Annotated in this window: 15 protein-coding genes; 6 read left to right on the top strand and 9 right to left on the bottom strand. The window is 74.9% G+C overall.

Annotation, left to right across the window (positions count from 1 at the left end; all coding sequences use genetic code 11):
- Positions 1-64: 64 nt before the first annotated feature.
- Genes ACT17Q_RS02520 through ACT17Q_RS02510 form a run of 3 tightly spaced genes read right to left on the bottom strand, consistent with a single transcriptional unit; the run spans position 65 to position 4,592 of the window.
- The gene (locus ACT17Q_RS02520; protein WP_444664519.1) at positions 65-2,080 is read right to left on the bottom strand and encodes a hypothetical protein; all 2,016 of its coding nucleotides are present in this window, start codon (positions 2,078-2,080) and stop codon (positions 65-67) included.
- Complete coding sequence (locus tag ACT17Q_RS02515; RefSeq protein WP_444664517.1) at positions 2,077-4,020, bottom strand: HSP90 family protein; 1,944 nt, start codon at positions 4,018-4,020, stop codon at positions 2,077-2,079. The genes ACT17Q_RS02520 and ACT17Q_RS02515 overlap by 4 nt, the downstream gene beginning before the upstream one ends.
- Complete coding sequence (locus ACT17Q_RS02510) at positions 4,017-4,592, bottom strand: YbjN domain-containing protein (protein ID WP_232514453.1); 576 nt, start codon at positions 4,590-4,592, stop codon at positions 4,017-4,019. The genes ACT17Q_RS02515 and ACT17Q_RS02510 overlap by 4 nt, the downstream gene beginning before the upstream one ends.
- 141 nt (positions 4,593-4,733) lie before the next feature.
- On the opposite strand from ACT17Q_RS02510, the gene nirB reads away from it, so the two are divergent.
- The gene (nirB, locus tag ACT17Q_RS02505; protein ID WP_444664515.1) at positions 4,734-7,616 is read left to right on the top strand and encodes a nitrite reductase large subunit NirB; all 2,883 of its coding nucleotides are present in this window, start codon (positions 4,734-4,736) and stop codon (positions 7,614-7,616) included.
- Positions 7,617-7,644: 28 nt separating this feature from the next.
- On the opposite strand, the gene ACT17Q_RS02500 is transcribed toward nirB, so the two are convergent.
- The 3 genes from ACT17Q_RS02500 to ACT17Q_RS02490 form a co-directional block, all read right to left on the bottom strand.
- Complete coding sequence (locus tag ACT17Q_RS02500; protein ID WP_444664513.1) at positions 7,645-8,181, bottom strand: GNAT family N-acetyltransferase; 537 nt, start codon at positions 8,179-8,181, stop codon at positions 7,645-7,647.
- Positions 8,182-9,225, bottom strand: coding sequence for an L-glyceraldehyde 3-phosphate reductase (mgrA, locus tag ACT17Q_RS02495; RefSeq protein WP_444664511.1), 1,044 nt, complete (start codon positions 9,223-9,225; stop codon positions 8,182-8,184). It lies immediately after the preceding gene.
- A 79-nt stretch (positions 9,226-9,304) separates the two neighbouring features.
- The gene (locus tag ACT17Q_RS02490; protein WP_444664509.1) at positions 9,305-10,330 is read right to left on the bottom strand and encodes a LacI family DNA-binding transcriptional regulator; all 1,026 of its coding nucleotides are present in this window, start codon (positions 10,328-10,330) and stop codon (positions 9,305-9,307) included.
- 85 nt (positions 10,331-10,415) lie between these two features.
- Between ACT17Q_RS02490 and ACT17Q_RS02485 the strand changes: the two genes are divergently transcribed.
- A complete protein-coding gene (locus ACT17Q_RS02485) occupies positions 10,416-11,948 on the top strand; it encodes a UxaA family hydrolase (RefSeq protein ID WP_444664507.1) in 1,533 nt (510 codons plus the stop codon).
- Positions 11,949-12,062: 114 nt separating this feature from the next.
- Here ACT17Q_RS02485 and uxaC read toward each other — a convergent pair whose 3' ends face one another.
- On the bottom strand, positions 12,063-13,484 hold the full coding sequence (gene uxaC / locus ACT17Q_RS02480; protein ID WP_444664505.1) for a glucuronate isomerase: 1,422 nt from the start codon (positions 13,482-13,484) through the stop codon (positions 12,063-12,065).
- A gap of 215 nt (positions 13,485-13,699) precedes the next feature.
- Here uxaC and ACT17Q_RS02475 point away from each other — a divergent pair, with 215 nt between their 5' ends.
- The 4 genes from ACT17Q_RS02475 (at position 13,700) to ACT17Q_RS02460 (ending at position 18,359) form a co-directional block, all read left to right on the top strand.
- On the top strand, positions 13,700-14,713 hold the full coding sequence (locus ACT17Q_RS02475) for a LacI family DNA-binding transcriptional regulator (protein ID WP_444664503.1): 1,014 nt from the start codon (positions 13,700-13,702) through the stop codon (positions 14,711-14,713).
- On the top strand, positions 14,710-16,188 hold the full coding sequence (locus ACT17Q_RS02470; protein WP_444664501.1) for a mannitol dehydrogenase family protein: 1,479 nt from the start codon (positions 14,710-14,712) through the stop codon (positions 16,186-16,188). The genes ACT17Q_RS02475 and ACT17Q_RS02470 overlap by 4 nt, the downstream gene beginning before the upstream one ends.
- Positions 16,189-16,329: 141 nt before the next feature.
- Entirely contained in the window at positions 16,330-17,466 is a 1,137-nt protein-coding gene (locus tag ACT17Q_RS02465) for a Gfo/Idh/MocA family protein (RefSeq protein ID WP_444665352.1), read from the top strand.
- Positions 17,463-18,359, top strand: a complete 897-nt coding sequence (locus ACT17Q_RS02460; protein ID WP_444664499.1) for a sugar phosphate isomerase/epimerase family protein — start codon at positions 17,463-17,465, stop codon at positions 18,357-18,359. Before ACT17Q_RS02465 ends, ACT17Q_RS02460 begins: the two co-directional genes overlap by 4 nt.
- Before the next feature lie 96 nt (positions 18,360-18,455).
- Here the strand turns inward: ACT17Q_RS02460 and ACT17Q_RS02455 are convergent, their stop codons facing one another.
- Together ACT17Q_RS02455 and ACT17Q_RS02450 are read right to left on the bottom strand one after the other, a co-directional pair.
- Positions 18,456-19,172: a prevent-host-death protein gene (locus ACT17Q_RS02455; protein WP_444664497.1), complete on the bottom strand. Its 717-nt coding sequence runs from the start codon at positions 19,170-19,172 to the stop codon at positions 18,456-18,458.
- A gap of 69 nt (positions 19,173-19,241) precedes the next feature.
- A complete protein-coding gene (locus ACT17Q_RS02450; RefSeq protein WP_157732584.1) occupies positions 19,242-20,273 on the bottom strand; it encodes an ArsR family transcriptional regulator in 1,032 nt (343 codons plus the stop codon).
- Positions 20,274-20,298: the final 25 nt, after the last annotated feature.

The raw sequence follows: 20,298 nt of genomic DNA, 5'->3' as shown, positions 1-20,298 counted from the left end.
GACTGACCGAGAAACGCGCGACCTGGCGAGGAACGCACGACCCGGCGGGGCGGAAGCGGCGGGGTCAGCGGGTGAGCGTGCGGAGGACCTCTTCGGCGCGGTCGTCGCGGCCCGCGGCGCGGAGCACCGAGACGAGGGCCGAGGCCGCCTCGCCGCGAGGAGCGGCCTGGTGCGCGATCGAGAAGCCCTCGACCGCGGACTCCAGGTTCCACACCGCGTCGTCGACCTGGCCCAGGCCGTCGTGCAGGCGGCCCGCGAGCCAGAACGCGTGCGCGGCGTCGGCGACGTGCCCGGCACCGGCGTACGCCTCCGCGGCGCGGGTGGCGCGTGCGGCGGCCTCGGCGGCGCGCTCGGGGCCCGTGGACGCCAGGACCCGGGCCGCGGTGTCGTCGAGGTCGGCGCGCGCCCGGCGCCGGACCGCCTCGCGGCGCTCGGCCAGGCCCGCCCCGGCGACCTCGGCACCGGTGTCCGCGGGCGCGCCCGTGTCGGCGCCGGCCACGTCCGACGCGTCGAGCTCCGCGAGCAGCGCGTCGACGGCCGCGAGGACGGCCTGCGCGCCGCCGGTCGCGGCCGCGACGGGCGCCCACGCGACGACGACGGTCGTGAGCACCTCGACGCCCACTCCCCCGGCACGCATCCGGGCCACCGCTGCGGGGTAGGTGGCCGCGGCGCCCTCGTCGTCGCCCGCCTCCTGCGCGCAGCGCGCGGCCTCGGCCAGCGCGAGCCCGGAGTCGGCCAGACGGCCGGCGGCCTCGGCGGACGCGGACTCCTCGAGCCACACGGCGGCGGCGGCGACGAGGTCGCCCTCGCGGACGAGCCGCTCGGCACGGTCCGGGCCGGACTCGACGGCGGTGACGAGCCCGGAGCCGTCGAGCAGACCGCCGGGCAGCGACGTGGGGTCGGCGCCGAGCGGACCGGCGCCCGCGTCGGTCAGGACCACCTCGGGGGCGGGCCGGACGGGCCGCGCCGCCGCGCCCGTCGGGATGACCGCGAGGTCGAGCGTCACGTCGGCGGGGCGGGTCTCGCGGGCCTCGGCGAGCCGCCGCGCGAACCGGTCGGTGCCGTTGCGCGCGTCGAAGGCCGCCGCGAGCGCGGCCGCCTCCGTGACGCACCACGCGTGCAGCCCGGCGACGTCGGACGCGGCCACGCCCTCGAACGCGACCGGCTCCGCACCGGCCCCGGGCAGCAGGGCCGCGGTGCCGGCCACGACGTCGGTGAGGAAGTCGAACCGGGCGTTCGGGGTGTCCGCCGCGAGCAGCAGGTGCGCGTCCTCGGTCAGGGCACGCAGCGCGCGGCGGGTCTGGCCGCCGCGCGCCAGCAGGACGAACCGTGCGCCGCGGGCGCCGGTCATGTCGGACGGCGAGCCCGCGAGCGCCGCGACGGCGCGCCGGTGCGCGGCGACGGCCTCGTCGGCCCGGCCCGCGTCGAGGTGCACGAGCGCGAGCGTCGAGAGCATGTCGGCCGGCTCGGTCGCGCACGTGACACCCGAGTCCAGGGTCTGCTGGATGAGCCGCACGGCCTCGTCGTGGTCGCCGCGCGCGACGAGGTACGACGCGCGGTCACCCGGGTCGCACGCGCGGCACTGCGAGTAGTCGTCGCGCGGTGTGCGGACCCACTCCTCGTAGAGCGCGTCGACGTCGTCGGAGCCGCGCAGGCGCGCCCACCCGAAGGCCTCGAACGCGACGGCGTCCCGCCCGAGGCCCGCGAGCGCGTAGCGGCGCTCCATGTCGGCGAGCGTCGCCTCGATCTGCTCCGCGGGGATGTCGGGGAAGTCCGACAGGTGCCCGACCATCCACTTGAACGACCAGAACAACCCGTGGGTGTCCTCGGCGTCGAAGTGCTCCGGGTGCTCGTCGTACCAGCGCACCGCCTTGGTGAACGGCAGGTACGCGCGCTCGACCTCGCCGCCCCAGACGAACGACTCGACGAGCACGTTGAGCGCGTACGCGCGGACCTCGTCAGGCCCCTCGGCCTCGACCAGCCGCACCTGCTGCTCGGCGGCCTGCGTGCGGGCGATGCCGTACGGCATCTTGCGCACGCGGGAGATCTCCCGGTTCGCCTCGTCGGTCGAGCGCGTCACACGTCCTCCTGGGTCTCGTCGGGCAGGGCGGCACCGGGCCGCGTCAGCCCCGCCTCGAGCAGCACGCTCATGGCGTCGTTCATCAGCTCGGCCTCACGCGCGCGCAGCGGCTCGCCCGCGAGCAGCACGGCGGTGACGTACATCGACCGGACGCCCGCGGCGAGCACCGGGTCGGCCGGGTCGGCGGCGAGCAGCCGCCGCACGGTGGGGTTCGCGTCGTTCACGACGAGCCGGCGGGCGGGCTCGTCCTCGCCGCTGACGAACCCCGCGAGGACGCCGCCCCACAGGTCGTCCTGCGCGGCGACGGTGCGACGCACGTCCTGCTGGCGCTCGCCGTCGCGGTCCTGCAGGAGCACCGCCGGGACCTCGGCGGGCTCGAAGCTGCGCAGGACGAGCGCGCAGTCGAGCGGCCGGACCACCGCGGCGGCGGCCTGCACCTGGTCGAGCACCTCGAGCTCGCGGTGCGGCTCGACGGCACCGAGCACCTGCGCGACGTCCTGCGCGCGCAGCTCACGGACCTGCCAGCCGGGGCGCAGCGCGAGCCGGGCGAGCAGCTCGTCGTCGTACACGTAGCCCGCGTTGACGACCGTCATGCCCTGCGCGCGCGCGACGGGGGCGACGCGGCGGAAGTCCTCGACGCGCGTGGTGTGCAGCACCTCGCCGACGTCCGCGCGGACCTGCGCGAGGGTCGTCGCGCCGTCGGTGGTCTCGAACGGCAGGACCTGCGCGACGAGGTCGAGCACCTCGTCGTCCGTGGTCGCGAGCGAGCGCAGCGCGAGGTGGTGGGTGGAGACGATGCGTCGGGTCGTCGCGGGCGGCATGCCCGCGGCGGCGGTGAGGTCGGGGTCCGACGAGCCCGCGAGGCCGGCCGACGACGCCGTCAGCGCCGCGACGGTCCACGCGCGCACCTGGGCGGCGAGCGCCTCCTGGGTCGCGAGCAGCAGCTCGTCGCCGTAGAGCTGCTCGCGTGACGCGGTGGGGCGCAGCACGCTCGTGTCGACCACGCACCGGACGAAGAACGCCCACTCGGGCAGCAGGTCGTCGACGTGCGTGCCCAGCAGCATGCGCTTGAGGTAGACGCGGTGGCGGCTGCCGGCCCCGGGCGGGACCGCGGTGGGCAGCACGAACGCGACGCCGGTGAGCCCGGCCAGGGGCACCGACAGGTCGATGTGCGCGAGCGGCGTGAAGCCCAGTGTCCGCTCGCAGTACGCCGCGAGCGCGGCGGTGCGCGCGGCCTCGTCGGGGTAGGTCGCGAGCCACGGCAGCGACGGCTCGGAGACCCGCCGCCACGCGGTGGCGGGCGCACCGCCCGTGACGTCGGGCAACGGCACCTCGACCGCGACGTCCACGGGCAGCAGGCTGCCGAACTCCTGGGCGAGGGCGACCACCGTGTCGGCCGACAGCCAGTGCTCGGCGTCGCGGCGCGCGCGCAGCCGGACGGTCGACCCGGCGGGCACGTCCGCGTCGCGCGGCAGCACCGTCAGGTCGTAGCGGCCGTCGGCGTACCCCACCCAGCGCACGGGCGGCTCGTCGGTCTCGACCGCGGAGCGGGAGACGAGCTCGATCTCGTCGGCCACCATGAACGCGGACAGCAGGCCGATGCCGAACTGCCCGAGGAACTCCTCGCGGCCCAGCCCGAGGTCGAGGTCACGCTTCGACGAGCGGCCGACGGTCGCCAGCAGCTCGGTCGCCTGCGCGGGCGTGAGCCCGATCCCGGTGTCCGTGACCTCGAGCGTGCCGCCCGGCCCGGGGCGCAGCCGCACCCGGGCCGGGGCGTCCGCGTCGTGCAGGCGCCGGGCCGTGATCGCGTCGACGCCGTTCTGCAGCAGCTCGCGCACGTAGACGCGCGGGCCGGAGTACAGGTGCCGGGCGAGCAGGTCGACCACGCCGCGCAGGTCGACCTGGAAGGCACGACCCGCGGCGGTGAGGTCCTCGCTCACGCGCCGCCCTGCTCCTGCTCGGCCGCCTCCTGCTGGGCCCGCGCGGCCGCGGCCTGCTCGGGGTACTTCTCGTCGAGGTGCTCGAACAGCTGCAGGCTCGTCGAGATCGCGCACGCGAGGTGCAGGTCGACCTGCGCGTCGCTCACGCCGTGCTCGTAGTCGACGGTGTGCTCCGCGTAGACGCCGAGCACGTCGTCCTCGACGCGCACGTACCCCTTGGGCCACAGCCGGTCCGCGTTCCACGCGTTGACGACGCGCGTGACCTCGTCGAGGTGCTCGACGCCGATCACCCGGTTCCAGCGGCCGCGGGTCTGCAGGTACTCGCCCTTCTGGCCCAGGACGAAGAAGTAGAACAGGTGGCCGTCCCAGACGCCGCCGACGTCACCGTCGTCGTCGATGCCGTAGTTCAGCTCGCGCGCGTCGAGGCTCGCGGTGATCCGGTCGCGGCTGAGCGGCGCGAGGCCCTCCTGCGGTCCCGTGACGTCCTTGGTGAAGAAACCCATGATCTCCCCGCTCTGCCGGGCCGCCGCGCCGGGTGCGCTGGTCGTCGAGCCCGGGACGAGCCTAGACAACCCGGGCGGCGTCCGGACGTGGTGGTCCAGGACCCGGCCGCGCACCGCGTCCGGCGACCTCACAGCAGGCCCGTGGGCGCTGTGCGTCCACGTGGGCCGTACGGCCCGATAAGCACGACCCCCGTCGTCGAAAATGGCCGCATGAGGGAGCAGCAGGAGCCCGGGCGCGTGGTCGTCGTCGGGGCCGGGATGGTGGCGCACCGGTTCGCGGAGCAGATGGTCGCGCGCGGCGGGGGGTGGCAGCTGACGGTCGTCGGCGACGAGCCGTACGCGCCGTACGACCGCGTCCACCTGTCCGACGCGATCACGGGCGCGAGCGTCGAGGACCTCACGCTCGACCCGTCGGTGTGGGACGACGAGCGCGTCGAGCTCGTCACGGGCGACGCGGTCGCGACCCTCGACCGCGACGCGCAGACCGTCACGACGCGCTCGGGCCGGGTCGTCGCGTACGACGACCTGGTGCTCGCGACCGGCTCGTGGCCGTGGGTGCCGCGCACCGACGGCGCCGACCTGCCCGGCGTCCTGGCGTACCGCACGCTCGACGACATCAACGCCATCACCGGTTGGGTCGCGCGCCGCCGCGCGGAGCTCGGCCGCCCGGTCCGGGGCGTCGTCGTGGGCGGTGGGGTGCTCGGGCTCGAGGCCGCCGCCGCGCTGCAGAACCTGGGCGCGAGCGCGACGGTCGTCGAGTTCGCGGACCGGCTCATGGCGGTGCAGCTCGACGCGGGCGGCGGCGAGGCGTTGCGTGTCCTGGTCCGGGACACGGGCATCGACGTGCGCACGACGACCGCGGCGTCCCGCGTGCTCGCCGGGCCGGACGGCACGGTCGCCTCGCTCGAGCTGTCGACCGGCGAGGTGCTGGACGCGGACGTCGTGGTGTTCTCCACCGGCATCCGCCCGCGCGACCGCCTCGCGCGCGAGTCGGGGCTGGGCATCGGCGAGCGCGGTGGCGTGCTCGTCGGCCCGACGTGCCGCTCGTCCGACCCGCGCGTGTGGGCGATCGGCGAGTGCGCGTCGCACGACGGCGAGTGCGCGGGCCTCGTCGCGCCGGGCAACACGATGGCGGACGTGGTCGTCGACCAGCTGTTCGGCGGCACGACGACGTACGAGCGGCCCGCGGACGGCACCAAGCTCAAGGGTGTGGGCGTCGAGGCCGCGAGCTTCGGCGACGTGCTCGCCCTGACCCCCGGCGCGCTCGAGGTGACGTTCGCGGACCCCGTCGCGCGCACGTACCGCAAGCTCGTGGTGTCCGACGACGCGCGCACGCTGCTCGGCGGCGTGTTCGTCGGCGACATCGCGCTGTACTCGTCGCTGCGCCCACTGCTGGGCCGCGCGCTCGGCGCCGACCCGTCCGCGTTCCTCGCACCCGAGGGCGGTGCGCCCGCGACGCTCGAGGTGCCCGACGACGTCGTGGTCTGCTCGTGCGCCAACGTCACCGCGGGCACGATCCGCGGCGCGGTCACCGAGCACGGCTGCCGCTCGGTCGGCGAGGTCAAGACGTGCACGCGTGCCGGCACGGTCTGCGGCTCATGCGTGCCGATGGTGACGACGATCGTCAACCGCTCGCTCGAGCAGGCGGGCGTCGCGGTGTCGAACGCGATGTGCGAGCACTTCGCGATGCCGCGCGCCGAGCTGTTCGCGCTGGTGCGCGCGGGCGCGGAGCGGACCTTCAGCGAGATCGTGGCGGCGCACGGCACGGGCCGCGGCTGCGCGATCTGCCGGCCCGTGGTCGCGTCGATCCTGTCGTCGCTCGGCGTGGGGCACGTGCTGCAGCCCGACCAGGCGCCGCTCCAGGACACCAACGACCACCTGCTCGCGAACCTCCAGAAGGACGGCACGTACTCCGTGGTGCCGCGCATGCCGGGCGGTGAGGTCACGCCCGACAAGCTGCTCGCGTTCGCGCAGGTCGCCGCGGACTTCGGGCTGTTCACGCGCGTCACCGGCGCGCAGCGGCTCGGCATGTTCGGCGCGCGCCAGGACCAGCTCCCGGAGATCTGGCGGCGGCTGGTGGAGGCGGGCTTCGAGTCCGGGCAGGCGTACGGCAAGTCGCTGCGAGCGGTCAAGACGTGCGTGGGCTCGACGTGGTGCCGGTTCGGCGTGCAGGACTCGTCGTCCATGGCGGTGCGCCTCGAGCTGCGGTACCGGGGTCTGCGCTCGCCGCACAAGTTCAAGGTGGGGGTGTCGGGCTGCGCGCGCGAGTGCGCCGAGGCGCGCGGCAAGGACGTCGGCGTGATCGCGACCGCCCAGGGCTGGAACGTGTACGTCGGCGGCAACGGCGGGTTCACGCCGCGGCACGCCGAGCTGCTCGCGGAGGACCTGGACGACGACACGCTCGTGCGGGTGGTCGACCGGTTCCTCGCGCTGTACATCCGCTCCGCCGACCGGTTGCAGCGCACCGCGCCGTGGGTCGCGGCCTACCCGGGCGGGATGGAGGCGCTGCGCGCGGTCGTCGTCGACGACCGGGACGGCATCGCGGCCGAGCTCGAGGCCGAGATCGAGCGGCACGTCGCCGGGTACGTCGACGAGTGGCGCGCGACCCTCGACGACCCCGCGAAGGTCGCGCAGTTCACGCCCTACCTCAACGCGCCCGAGCGCACGGACCCCGACCTCGCGTACGTCCCGCGCCGCGGGCAGCGGGTGCCGCTGCCGCTCGAGGTCGTGGCCGCGCCGCCGGAGGGCCGGGCGACGACCGCCGTGGCCGAGCGGGTGTGCACGCTCGACGCCCTCACGCCGGAGCGGGGCGCGGGCGTGCTCCTGGGCGGGTCGGTGCCCGTCGCGGTGTTCCGTCTGGCCGACGACCGCGTGCTCGCGGTGCAGCAGCGTGACCCGTTCAGCGGCGCGAACGTCCTGTCCCGCGGCATCGTCGGGGACCGCGGCGGGCGGCCCACGCTCACCTCGCCCATGCACAAGCAGGTGTGGGACCTCGAGACCGGGCAGTGCCTGGACCCGGTCGGCAAGGACCCGCAGGACCTGCGGGTCTACCGCGTGACCGTCGACGGGGGCGACGTGCTGCTCGGCTCGTGACGCGGGTCGCGGCACCTCGTCGGGCCGGTCAGCGCGCGATGCGCCAGACCAGCTCGCGCCCGAACGGCTCGGCGAACCCCAGGTGCTCGTACATGGCACGCCCGTCCGGTGTGGCCGACAGCCCGACGCGCGTCACCTCGGTCTCGTCGTGGAACCACGTCATGAGCGCCATGACCGTCGCGCGCGCGTAGCCGCGGCGGCGGTACGCGGGCTCGGTCGACACGTTGAACACGTGGCCGCGCCGGCCGGACGGGTTCCACGGCTCGGGCGCGTGGTCCTGGAAGTCGCCGACCGCGCACGCGACGGGTCCGGTCGTGCCGTCGCCCAGGTCACCGTCGACGACGAACGCGACGACCGTCCCGGCCGCGAGACGCTCCGTGAACCACCGCGTGCACGTGGCCTGCCAGTCGTCCTCGTCGGCGCGGGGCACGCCCATCGCCTGGAGCATGCCGCGGCGCAGGCGGGTGAGCGCGGCGGCGTCGCCCGGGCCGGCGCGACGGACGGTCACGGGCTCGAGCGTGCGCGCGGGCTCGTCGTCGGGCCGTGCGGGGTCGGCGGCCGCCACTCAGGCGCCCGTGTGCGTGCCGTCGACGGCGTACGGCTCGATCGCCGCGATCTCCTCGTCGGTCAGCGGCGGCGCGGACAACGCGGCCACGTCGTCCTCGAGCTGCGCGACCGACGACGCGCCGACGAGCGCCGAGGTGACGCGCTCGTCGCGCAGCACCCAGGACAGCGCGAGCTGCGCGAGCGACTGCCCGCGCGCCTCGGCGACCGCCGCGAGCGCGCGTGCCCGCTGCAGGTACGTGGGCGAGATCGCGTCGGGCGTCAGGAAGTGCCCGACGGACGCGCGCGAGCCGGCCGGCACGCCCCCGGACAGGTACCGCCCGGTGAGCAGCCCCTGCTGCAGCGGGGAGAACACGATCATCCCGATGCCGAGGTCCCCCACGGTCTCGAGCAGCGACTCGCTCTGCCCGTCGGCGACCTGCTCGACGTGCCGGTTGAACATCGAGTAGCTGGGCTGGTGGATGAGCAGCGGCGTACCGAGGTCCGCGAGGATCCGCGCGGCCTCGCGCGTCGCGGACGGCGTGTAGTTCGAGATGCCCGCGTACAGCGCGCGGCCCGAGGCGACCGCGGTGTGCAGCGCGCCCATGGTCTCCTCGAGCGGCGTGTCGGGATCCATGCGGTGCGAGTAGAAGATGTCGACGTAGTCCAGGCCCATCCGGGCGAGCGACTGGTCGAGCGACGCGAGCAGGTACTTGCGCGACCCGCCGTCGCCGTACGGGCCGGGCCACATGTCGTAGCCGGCCTTGGTGGAGATGACGAGCTCGTCGCGGTAGGGCCGCAGGTCGGCGGCGAGCACCCGGCCGAAGCTCTCCTCGGCGGAGCCGTACGGCGGGCCGTAGTTGTTCGCGAGGTCGAGGTGCGTGATCCCCAGGTCGAACGCGCGGCGCAGCACGGCGCGCTGCGTCTCGTACGGCGTGCCGTGCCCGAAGTTGTGCCACAGGCCGAGCGACAGCCCCGGCAGCCGCAGCCCGCTGCGCCCGACCCTGCGGTACGTCATCGCGTCGTAGCGCGTCTCGTCGGCACGGTAGGCGGGCTCGGTGGCCATGCGGGCGGTTCCTCTCGTCGGGCGGTGCCTTGCACGCTATCCGACGACGCGCGCAGGTCCGGACCTGCGCGTCCGGGCGTCAGGCCAGGACCGGTGTGGACTCGCGCAGCACGACCTCGGTCGGCACCTCGACGACGCGCGGCGCACCGTTGCCCGCCTCGAGCACGAGCCGCATGGCCTCGGTGCCGACCTCCTCGAGCGGGATCCGCACGGTCGTGAGTCCGGGGACGACGTCGCGCAGCGTCGTGATGTCGCCGAAGCCCGCGAGCGCGAGGTCGTCGGGCACGACGAGACCCGCGGCCCGGGCCGCGGCGAGCGCGCCGAGCGCCATGACGTCGTTGACGGCGAACACGAGCTGCGGGCGGGTGCCGGACGCGAGCAGGCGCGTCATGGCGTCCTCACCGCCCTCGTGGTCGAACCCGCAGGTGAGGACGCGCTCGTCGGGCACGGGAGCACCCAGCGCGGCGAGCTCGGACGTGAACGCGGTGTGCCGCTCGCGCGCGGTGAGGTGGTGCTCGGGGCCCGCGAGCACGGCGACGTCGCGGTAGCCGCGCCCGTGCAGGGCGCGGGCGAGTGCGCGGGCGCCGTCGACGTTCGCCACGTGCACCGCGTCGGTGCCGAGCACGGGCTGGCCGACGACCGCGGCGGCACCGCCCGACGTCCGGTACTCGTCGAGCGCGTCGCGCAGCGCGTTCGCGGTGCCCTCGTCGTCGTACCGCGATCCGGCGATGACGATCGCACGCGCCCGCTGGCGCCGCAGCAGCCCGACGATCTCGACCTCGCGCGACGGGTCCTGCTCGGTGCTCGCGAGAATCACCTGCAGCCCGGCCCGGCCGGCGGCGTGCGCGACGCCGCGCGCGATCGTCGAGAAGTACGGGTCGGCGATGTCGTGCACGACGAGCCCGACGGACGTGGTGCGGCCGCGCGCCATGGCCTGCGCGTTGGCGTCCGGCGAGTAGCGCAGGCGCTCGGCGGCGGCGAGCACCCGCGCGCGCAGCTCCGGCCCGACGGTGCGGGTGGGGCTGCCGTTGATCGCGCGGGAGGCGGTGGCGAGCGAGACGCCTGCCTCGCGGGCGACGTCGCTCAGCGTCACGGGTCCGGCCATGCGCACGAGACTAGGGGACCGCTCGTCGGGAAAGCGGTATCCTCGGGGTGATCCCGCTCGGCACGACTCACCCGCGAGGACGACGATGACGAACCCTTCCGCCGGCGTGCTCGTGCTGCGCGACGACGACCACGTGGGCGTCGCGACGCGCGACCTGCCCGCCGGCACCGCCGTGCCGCTGCCGGGCGGTACGACGCTCGTCGTCCGCCACGGCATCCCCCGCGGGCACAAGGTCGCGCTGCGCGCGGTCCCCACGGGCGGTCCCGTGCACAAGTACGGCCAGTCGATCGGCCGCGCGACGTGCGACATCGCCCCCGGCGACCACGTCCACACGCACAACCTCGGCATGGCCGACGACGAGCGGACGTACGAGGTCGGCACCGCACGGACCACGCTGCCCGCGCCCACGCAGCCCCGCACGTTCGACGGGTACCGCCGCGCCGACGGCCGCTGGGGCACGCGCAACTACGTCGGGATCGTGACCTCGGTCAACTGCTCCGCGTCGACCGCACGTCTCATCGCCGACCAGTTCCGCGGACGCGTGCTCGAGGCGTACCCGCACGTCGACGGGGTCGTCGCGCTCACGCACGACACGGGCTGCGGCCTGGTCCCGACGAGCGAGGGCGCGCAGCTCACGCTGCGCACGCTGCGCGGCTACGCCGACCACCCCAACATCGCCGCGCTCCTGGTGCTCGGCCTCGGCTGCGAGATGCTCCCGCCCGCCGCGGTCCTCGACGGCCTCGACCTGCCCGCCGACAAGCCCGTGCGCGTCCTGTCCATCCAGGAGACCGGCGGCATCCGCCGCACCGTGCGCGCGGGCGTCGCCGCGATCGAGGACATGCTCCCCGAGGTCGACGCGCTGCGCCGCGAGCCCGCCCCCGTCTCCGAGCTCGTCCTCGGCCTCAACTGCGGCGGCTCCGACGGCTACTCCGGCATCACCGCCAACCCCGCGCTCGGCCGCGCGTCCGACCTGCTCGTCGCGCACGGCGGCACGAGCGTCCTCGCCGAGACGCCCGAGGTGTTCGGCGCCGAGCACCTGCTCCTGCGCCGCGCGGTGTCGCGCGACGTCGCGCAGCGCCTGCTCGACCGCATCGACTGGTGGAAGCAGTACACCGCCGCGGGCGGCGGCACCCTCGACAACAACCCCTCCCCCGGCAACAAGGCCGGCGGGCTCACGACGATCCTCGAGAAGTCGCTCGGCGCGGTCGCCAAGGCCGGCACCGCGGACCTCACCGCGGTCTACGAGTACGCCGAGCGCGTCACCACCCGCGGCCTCGCGTTCATGGACACCCCCGGCTACGACCCGGTGTCCGTCACCGGGCTCGTCGCGGGCGGCGCGACGGTCGTCGTGTTCACCACGGGCCGCGGCTCGGTGCTCGGCTGCAAGCCGACCCCGTCCATCAAGGTGGCGACGAACACCGCGACGTACCTGCGCATGACCGAGGACATGGACCTGAACGCGGGACGGATCGTCGACGGGACCGCGACCCTGGAGCAGGTCGGCCAGGAGATCTTCGACCTCGTCGTCGAGGTCGCGTCCGGCCGGCAGACGGTCTCCGAGGAGCTCGACCTCGGCGCCGACGAGTTCGTCCCCTGGCAGCTCGGCGCAGTCACCTGAGCCGAGGCCCTCGACGGCGGCAAGGGTGCGGGCGGGCTCGTCGTGCCAGAGGAGGAAGTGCGACGAGCCCGCCCGCGCGAACCGCGCGCCCGGTCGGCACCGGGCACACGGGGTTCAGCGCGGCGCGTACGACTCGCGCGGCAGGTGCAGGGCCAGGTCGACGGCGGTCTCGACGGCCTCGTCGAGGTCGAGGCGGTGCTCGGCGACGAGCCGGGCGAGGTAGCCGGCGTCGATGCGACGGGCCAGGTCGTGGCGGGCGGGGATGGAGCAGAACGCGCGGGTGTCGTCGACGAAGCCGGTGGTGTTGTAGAAGCCCGCGGTGTCGGTGACGGCCTCGCGGAAGCGGCGCATGCCGTCGGGGGTGTCGAGGAACCACCACGGCGCGCCGAGCCGGACGGCCGGGTAGACGCCCGCGAGCGGCGCGAGCTCGCGGGAGAACGCGTCCTCGTCGACGGTGAACAGGACCATGCGCAGGTTCGGGTGGTGCCCGAACGACTCGAGCACCGGGCGCAGCGCGCGCGTGAACTCGGTGGGGACGGGGATGTCGTAGCCGACGTCGGGGCCGCGCGCGGCGTGCACCGCGGGGTCGTGGTCGCGCAGCACGCCCGCGTGCAGCTGCAGGACGAGGCCGTCCTCACTGGCCATGCGCGCCGTCTCGTGGAGCATGTGGCCGGCGAACGCGGCGGCGGCGGCGGGCTCGACCTGCCCGCGCAGCGCGGCGGTGACGATGCGCTCGGCCTCGGCGTCGGTCAGCGGGGTCGCGTCGGCGCGCAGGTGGCCGTGGTCCGACGAGCGTGCGCCGGCGGCCTTGAACGCGCGGCGCCGCTCCTCGAGCGCCTGGACCAGCAGGCGGTACGACGAGATCTCGTAGCCCACGCGGGCCTCGAGCGCGCGCAGGGCGGCCCGCCAGCCGGGCCGGTCGAGGTGCACGACGGCGTCGGGGCGGAACGTGGGCACGACGCGGTCGCCCCAGCCGTCGGCGGCGAGGCGCGCATGGTCCTCGAGGCCCGAGTCGGCGGGGTCGGTGGTGGACAGGATCTCGAGGTTGAACCGCTCGAACAGCGCGCGCGGCCGGTACTCGGGCTGTGCGAGGCGGTCGACCAGGTGGTCGTAGACGCGGTCGGCCGACGCGGCGGACAGCGGCTCGGTGACACCGAACACCTCGACGAGCTCGTGCTCGAGCCACAGCCGCGTGGGCGTGCCGCGGAACAGGTGCCAGCGCGAGGCGAACGTGCGCCAGATCGCGCGAGGGTCGGTCTCGACCGGCACGCCGTCGCGGCGCGGCACTCCGAGCGCGTCCTGCGGGACGCCCTGCGAGATCAGCATGCGGACCAGGTAGTGGTCGGGGACGACGAGGAGCGCGGCCGGGTCGGGGAACGGCTCGTCGTCCGCGAGCAGCGCGGCGTCGACGTGCCCGTGCATGGAGACGAGCGGCAGGTCGCGCGTCTGCTCGAAGATCTCGCGGGCCAGGGGACGCAGCGTCGGGTCTGCGGGGAGCGCGCGGTCGGGGTGCAGCGTGCGGGTCGTCGTCGTCATGCTCGCGCCTCTCGGGACATCGCGGCTCTGAAACATCCTGAACGCGCATTCACGTGGTCGACCGCGCGTCTCAAGCACGGCAGACGCTACACGGCAAGCGCTTCCCCGGCTAGGGTGTGCCGTGATGAAATCGCGTTCATCGACATCCGGGCCCGACGAGGGCGTCCGGCACCCCTGATCCACCGGTCGACGACGACCGCCCCGAGGAGGTCCACGTGGTCACGACGCTGCGCGACGTCGCGCGAGCCGCCGGGGTCTCCCCCGCGACCGCCTCGCGCGCCCTGACGCACCCCGAGCTCGTCGCTCCCGGACGCCGCGTGCTCGTCGAGCGCGCGGCCGCGGCTCTCGACTACCGGCCGAACCGCGCCGCGCGCGAGCTCGCGAGCGGCCGCACCGGCAACCTCGCGGTCGTCGTCCCCGACATCGCCAACCCGTTCTTCGCGGGCCTCGTCAAGGGCGTGCAGGCCCGCGCGCGCGAGCTCGGGTACGGCGTGTTCGTCGCGGACGCCGACGACGACCCGCGCCTCGAGGCCGAGCTCGTCGCGCAGGTCGGCGCACAGGCGGACGGCACGATCCTCGCCTCACCGCGGATGTCCGACGACGAGGTCGCGCGCCTGCCCGACGACCGGCCGTTCGTGCTGGTCAACCGCCGCCACGACGCGCACGCGTCGGTGGTCGTCGACAACACCGACGGCATGCGCCAGGCCGTGCGGCACCTGCACGCGCTCGGGCACCGGCGCATCGGGTTCGCGGGCGGGCCGGCCGGGTCGTGGTCGGACGCGCGGCGGCGCGACGGGCTCGAGGTCGCGGCGCACGGGCTGCACCGGCTCGAGGTGGTCGACCTCGGCGCCTTCCCGGCGACGACCGGGGGCGGCACCGCCGCGGCGGACGTCGTCGCGGCGGCCGGGGTGACCGCGGTGCTCGCGCACAACGACCTCGTCGCGCTCGCGCTGCTGGACCGGCTGCGCACGCGCGGTGTCCGGATCCCCGAGGACGTATCGGTCGTCGGGCACGACGACACGGTCGCGGTGCTCGGCAGCCCGCGCCTGACGACGGTCGCCGTGCCGCTCGCCCGCCTGGGCCGCGCGGCGGTCGACCGCCTGCTCGACGACGACCCCGGCCCCGACGTCCCGCTGCCCGTCGAGCTCGTCGTGCGCGCGTCGACGGCACCGACCACCGCGCCGACCACCGCGCCGACCACCGCACCCACCCGAGAGGCCCTGTCGTGACCGCACGCCTGTCCCGCGCCACGCTCGCCGACGCGCTCCCACGGCCCGGCGTCAGCGGCCCGCCGCTCGTGCCCGCGCGCACCGGCATCGTCCACCTGGGCCTCGGGGCGTTCCACCGCGCGCACCAGGCCGTGCTCACCGAGGACGCCGCGGCCGCGGCGGACGACGACCGCTGGGGGATCCTCGGGGTCACGCAGCGCTCGGCGCGCGTCGTCGACCAGGTCGCGCCGCAGGACGGGCTGTACGGGGTGCTGACGCTCGACCGCGACCGCGAGGACCTGCGCGTGGTCGCCGCGCTGCGCGAGGCGGCCTTCCCGGGTCCGCCCGGGTCCGGGACGGCGCGCGTGCTCGCGACGGTCGCGTCGCCGGACGTGCACGTCGTGACGCTGACCGTCACGGAGAAGGGCTACCGGCTGGGTGCGGACGGGCGCGCGGACCTGTCCGACGAGGGCGTGCTCGCCGACCTCGCGGCCCTGCGCGGCCGCAGCGACGCCCCGGCCCGCTCGGCCACGGGGCTGCTCGTGCGGGCGCTCGACCGGCGGCGGCGCGCGGACGCCGGGCCGCTGACGGTCGTGTGCTGCGACAACCTCACGGGCAACGGCCGCGTGCTCGCGCGCATGGTCGACGACCTGCTCGCCGCGACCGGCGACGACGACCTGCGCGCGTGGGTCGCGGCGTCGGTGCGCTTCCCGTCGACGATGGTCGACCGGATCGTCCCCGCGACGACCGCGGAGCACCGCGAGCGCGCGCAGCGGCTGCTCGGGCTGCGGGACGAGGCGCTCGTGGTGGGCGAGCCGTTCACGCAGTGGGTGGTCGAGGACGCGTTCGCCGGGCCGCGGCCCGCGTGGGAGAAGGCCGGCGCGACGCTCACCGCGGACGTGGAGCCGTACGAGCGCGCCAAGCTGCGGCTGCTCAACGCGACGCACTCGCTGCTCGCGTACGCGGGTGCGCTGCGCGGGCACGCGACGATCGCGCAGGCCGTCGAGGACGACGAGCTGCGCGCGTGGGCGACCGCGTTCACGGACACCGACGTGCTGCCGACGCTCGAGCCGCCGGACGGCGCGGACCTGGTCGCGTACCGGGACTCGCTGCTGCGCCGGTTCGCCAACCCGGCGACGGGGCACACCACCGTGCAGGTCGCGATGGACGGCTCGGTGAAGCTGCCGCAGCGGCTCCTGGGCACGGTGCGCGACCGGCTGGCCGCCGGCGCTGTGCCCGAGCACGCGGCGCTCGTCGTCGCGGCGTGGATGGCGTACGTGCGCGCGGCCTCGTCGGGCGCGCTCGTCGTCGCCGGACGCGGGGTGACGCTCGACGACCCGCTGGCCGGCGCGCTGGCGGACGCAGCCGAGGGACCCGTCGAGGGCCTGGCCGACCGGCTGCTGCGGGTCGAGGCGGTGTTCGGCGCGGACCTCGCGGAGCACGCGGCGTTCCGGGCGGCCGTGACCTCGGCACTGAGGTCGTTCCCCGTCCGCTGACCCGACGGCACCGGCTGACCCGGCGACCCGGCTGACCGGACGAGACCCGTTGACCGGGCGGGCAGTCGTGCGGAACGATGGAAAGCGCATTCCACGACCGCACCGGAGGACCACGTGACCACCCGCACCCTGCGCATCGCCATGAACGGCATCACCGGCCGGATGGGCTACCGCCAGCACCTCGTCCGCTCGATCCTGCCGATCCGCGAGCAGGGCGGCATCACGCTCCCCGACGGCACGCGCGTGCAGGTCGAGCCCGTCCTCGTCGGCCGCAACGCGGACAAGGTCGGCGAGATCGCGCGCCGTCACGGCGTCGAGCGCTGGAGCACCGACCTCGACGCACTGATCGCCGACCCGGAGATCGACATCGTGTTCGACGCGTCCATGACGAGCCTGCGCGCCGCGACCCTCTCCCACGCCATGAAGGCCGGCAAGCACGTCTACACCGAGAAGCCCACCGCCGAGACGCTCGCCGAGGCCGTCGACCTCGCCCGGCTGCGCGAGGAGACCGGCGTCACCGCGGGCGTCGTGCACGACAAGCTCTACCTGCCCGGCCTGGTCAAGCTGCGCCGGCTCGTCGACGAGGGGTTCTTCGGGCGGATCCTGTCGCTGCGCGGCGAGTTCGGGTACTGGGTGTTCGAGGGCGACCACCAGAGCGCGCAGCGCCCGTCGTGGAACTACCGCGCCGAGGACGGCGGCGGCATGACCACCGACATGTTCTGCCACTGGAACTACGTTCTCGAAGGCATCCTCGGCACGGTCCGCACCGTCACCGCGACCACCGTCACGCACATCCCCACGCGCTGGGACGAGCAGGGCCGCGCGTACGACGCGACCGCCGACGACGCCGCGTACGCGATCTTCGACGTCGTCACGCCCGGCGGGGACCCGGTCGTCGCACAGATCAACTCGTCCTGGGCCGTGCGCGTGCACCGCGACGAGCTCGTCGAGTTCCAGGTCGACGGCACGCACGGCTCCGCCGTCGCGGGGCTGCGCCGGTGCGTCGCGCAGCACCGCGCGCACACGCCCAAGCCCGTGTGGAACCCGGACCTGCCGGTCACCGAGCCGTTCCGCGAGCAGTGGCTCGACGTGCCCGACAACGGCGACCTCGACAACGGGTTCAAGCTGCAGTGGGAGGAGTTCCTCGCCGACGTCGCGACGGGCCGTCCGCACCGGTACGACCTGCTGTCCGCGGCGCGCGGCGTGCAGCTCGCGTCACTCGGCCTGCGGTCGTCGACCGAAGGACGCCGCCTGGACGTCCCGGAGATCACGCTGTGACCCCCGACCTCTCGCGACTGTCGCTCAACACCGCGACGACCACGCGCTGGACGCTCGAGGAGGCCGTCGCCGGTGCCGCGCGCGCCGGGCTCGGGGCCGTCGGGCTGTGGCGCGACCGCGTCGACGAGATCGGCGCGGAGCGCGCCGCGAAGATCGTCGCCGACGCGGGCCTGCGGGTCTCGTCGCTGTGCCGCGGGGGCTTCCTCACGGCCGACGACGAGCGCGGGCGACGCGGGGCGCTCGACGACAACCGCCGCGCCGTCGAGCAGGCCGCGACGCTCGGCACGCGCGAGCTCGTCATGGTCGTCGGCGGCCTGACCGCCGCCCCCGGACCCGAGGCGGCCGCGTCCCCGTACCCCGCGGGGGCCGCCGCCGACCCGGCGCGCGACCTCGTCGCGACCCGCGCGCGCGTCGCCGACCGCATCGCCGAGCTCGCACCGTTCGCCGCCGAGCACGGCGTGCGGCTCGTGCTCGAGCCCCTGCACCCGCTGTTCGCCGCGGACCGCGCGGTCGTCAGCACGCTCGGCCAGGCGCTCGACCTCGCGGCACCGTTCGACCCCGCGGTCGTCGGGGTCGTCGTCGACACCTACCACGTGTGGTGGGACCCGGACCTGGCGCGACAGGTCGCCCGCGCCGGGGCGCAGGGGCGGCTCGCGGGGTACCAGGTGTGCGACTGGGTGCTGCCGCTGTCCCCGACCGCGCTGCGCTCCCGCGGGCACGTGGGCGACGGGTACGTCGACTTCGCCGCGATCACGTCCTGGGTGCGCGACGCCGGGTACACCGGCGACGTCGAGGTCGAGATCTTCGCCGAGACGGTGTGGGACGCACCCGGCGACGAGACCGTCGCGACGCTCGTCGAGCGCTACGTGCGGCACGTGCTCCCCTACGTGTAGCGGACCCGGCCCGTATCTAGCCCCAAGGAGACTCGTAGACCATCTCACCTGCCGACTGAGACTCCGGCGCTCCCACGGCCTACCCCGGCGACCTGCTCAACGTCGCGTGGCAACCCTGAGCAGGTCGGCGACGAGGTCGAGGTCGTCACGACCCACGTCGAACGCTCCCGCGGTACGGATGAGCCGGAGCGTTCGGTCGACCTGTGCGACGAACCACCTCTCGGCGTGCAGAGCGGCATCGGCTGCAATGGTCGGGTCACAGTCCACCAGCTGCGAGAGCGCCGCATCCCTGGCGACAGGGTCCAGCAGGATCGTCACGATGTCATGCAGGTCGGTGCCCTCCTTGGCGGTCGAGCGAAGGAGCACGGACTGCAGCTTCATGGCCACGAGCGGACCTGCCTCCGCCACCCGCGCAACGGAGCTTGAGACGGACCCATCCGAGCCCCACGCGTCGATGCGCACCTCGGTCGCCGTCCGAAAGGCCCAGGCGTGTGCCATCTCGTAGAGCCTGTCGGTCGGGTCTTCGATGTTGGCAGAGTCCGGCACCTCGAGGACGTCGATGACATCTACCCGCACTGGGCCGCTCGGCGTGATCACCGACGCAGCGGCTGGCGCTACCGGCTTGGCACCGGGGGAAGCGCGCAGGAGCTCAAGGATGCTCCGAGTGCCGTGACCGGCCTGACTGTCGTGGTCTGCTGGTCGCTCGACGCGCCTCAGGTCCAGCGCATCAAGGTCGGAGGTCGCGCGGTGCGCTCGCTGTACCCGGCAGAGCACGGCGACGCCACCCACAATGGTCGGCGGCTCGCCGAGCACGCCGGCGACTACCCGATCGCATCGACGAGGCGCCGCGTCTCGTCGCCCACGAGCACGACATGTGGCACGTCACCAGACACGGGTCCACGGTTCCGGGGGTGTCCAGTCATCGAGGATCTCCCGGCCACGCCCGGCGTCCTGAGCGAGGTCCAGCGCGACGAAGACCGGCGCAGCGAGTGCATCAGCCTCGACAGACAGATCCGCAGCATCCACTCGGACGCGGCAGACTTCGGGAACGGGGGCGACGCGCACCGTACATCGCACCTCGGCGGGCGACCTCGCGACGCCGAGGAGACTGCGAGCGCGCCGCAGCGACACCTCGGTCGGCACGAAGAAGTCCGCCGGCCGGTCAGCACGCGCGGCCACGGGCGCGCCGTAAGCGGCGGCGGCGAGCGTGTCAGTGAGAGCCCATCCGGTTGTCGCCGCGACGTCCTCGAACCCCAGCCCGAGCACCTCGTAGGCGGCGCCCATCCCAGGACCGGGGGCGCTGGCAAGGCCGACACGGTTCCCGGGCCACACGTCCACGACGCTCCAGAAGAGCTCAGGGGCCGGCCGGAACGTCGATCCCTCCACCAGCGACGCGTCTCTGAGCGCGCTGAGGAGTTCCGAGACCGTGCTCGGCGAGCGTCCCAAGCGACGCGCGAGGCCGCGAACAGCGTGATCCTCGGCTGGGGAGGACAACAGGGCGCAGGCAATCTCGAGCCCGGCGGGCGCGCCGAGGGGATCGCGCGGCCGCGGTCGGTCTCGCACCGCCGGAACCTCGGCATGGATGAACAAGTCCTGACCTTCGACGTGGAGCATCCCGCGCAGGTCCAGCCATCCCCAGCCCGCTGCCTCGAGCGCTCGACGGGCGTCGACACCGATTCTGTCCGCGACGACGACGCGTACACCCGGCGACGTCGCGCCTGGACGGAAGGCGGGGTTGGTCCGGACCGCGTGCTCCGGAAACACGGACCACCGCTTGACCTGCACCGGGACGCGCGCGCCTCCGACGAGCAGCTCAAGATCGCTCGCCGCGTCGGACCGCCGCGATACACGGACTCCCGTCGTCTCGAAGGCGTCCTGCAACAGTGCCGCGGCTTCGTCCGCACGAGCAGGCATTGCCACAGTCTAGCCAGGTGTTCGG

The organism is Cellulomonas sp. CW35, from assembly GCF_052378485.1.
Taxonomy (GTDB): domain Bacteria; phylum Actinomycetota; class Actinomycetes; order Actinomycetales; family Cellulomonadaceae; genus Cellulomonas; species Cellulomonas uda.
Note: the sequence above shows the minus strand (reverse complement) of the source record. Positions and strands in the feature narration are given on the sequence as shown.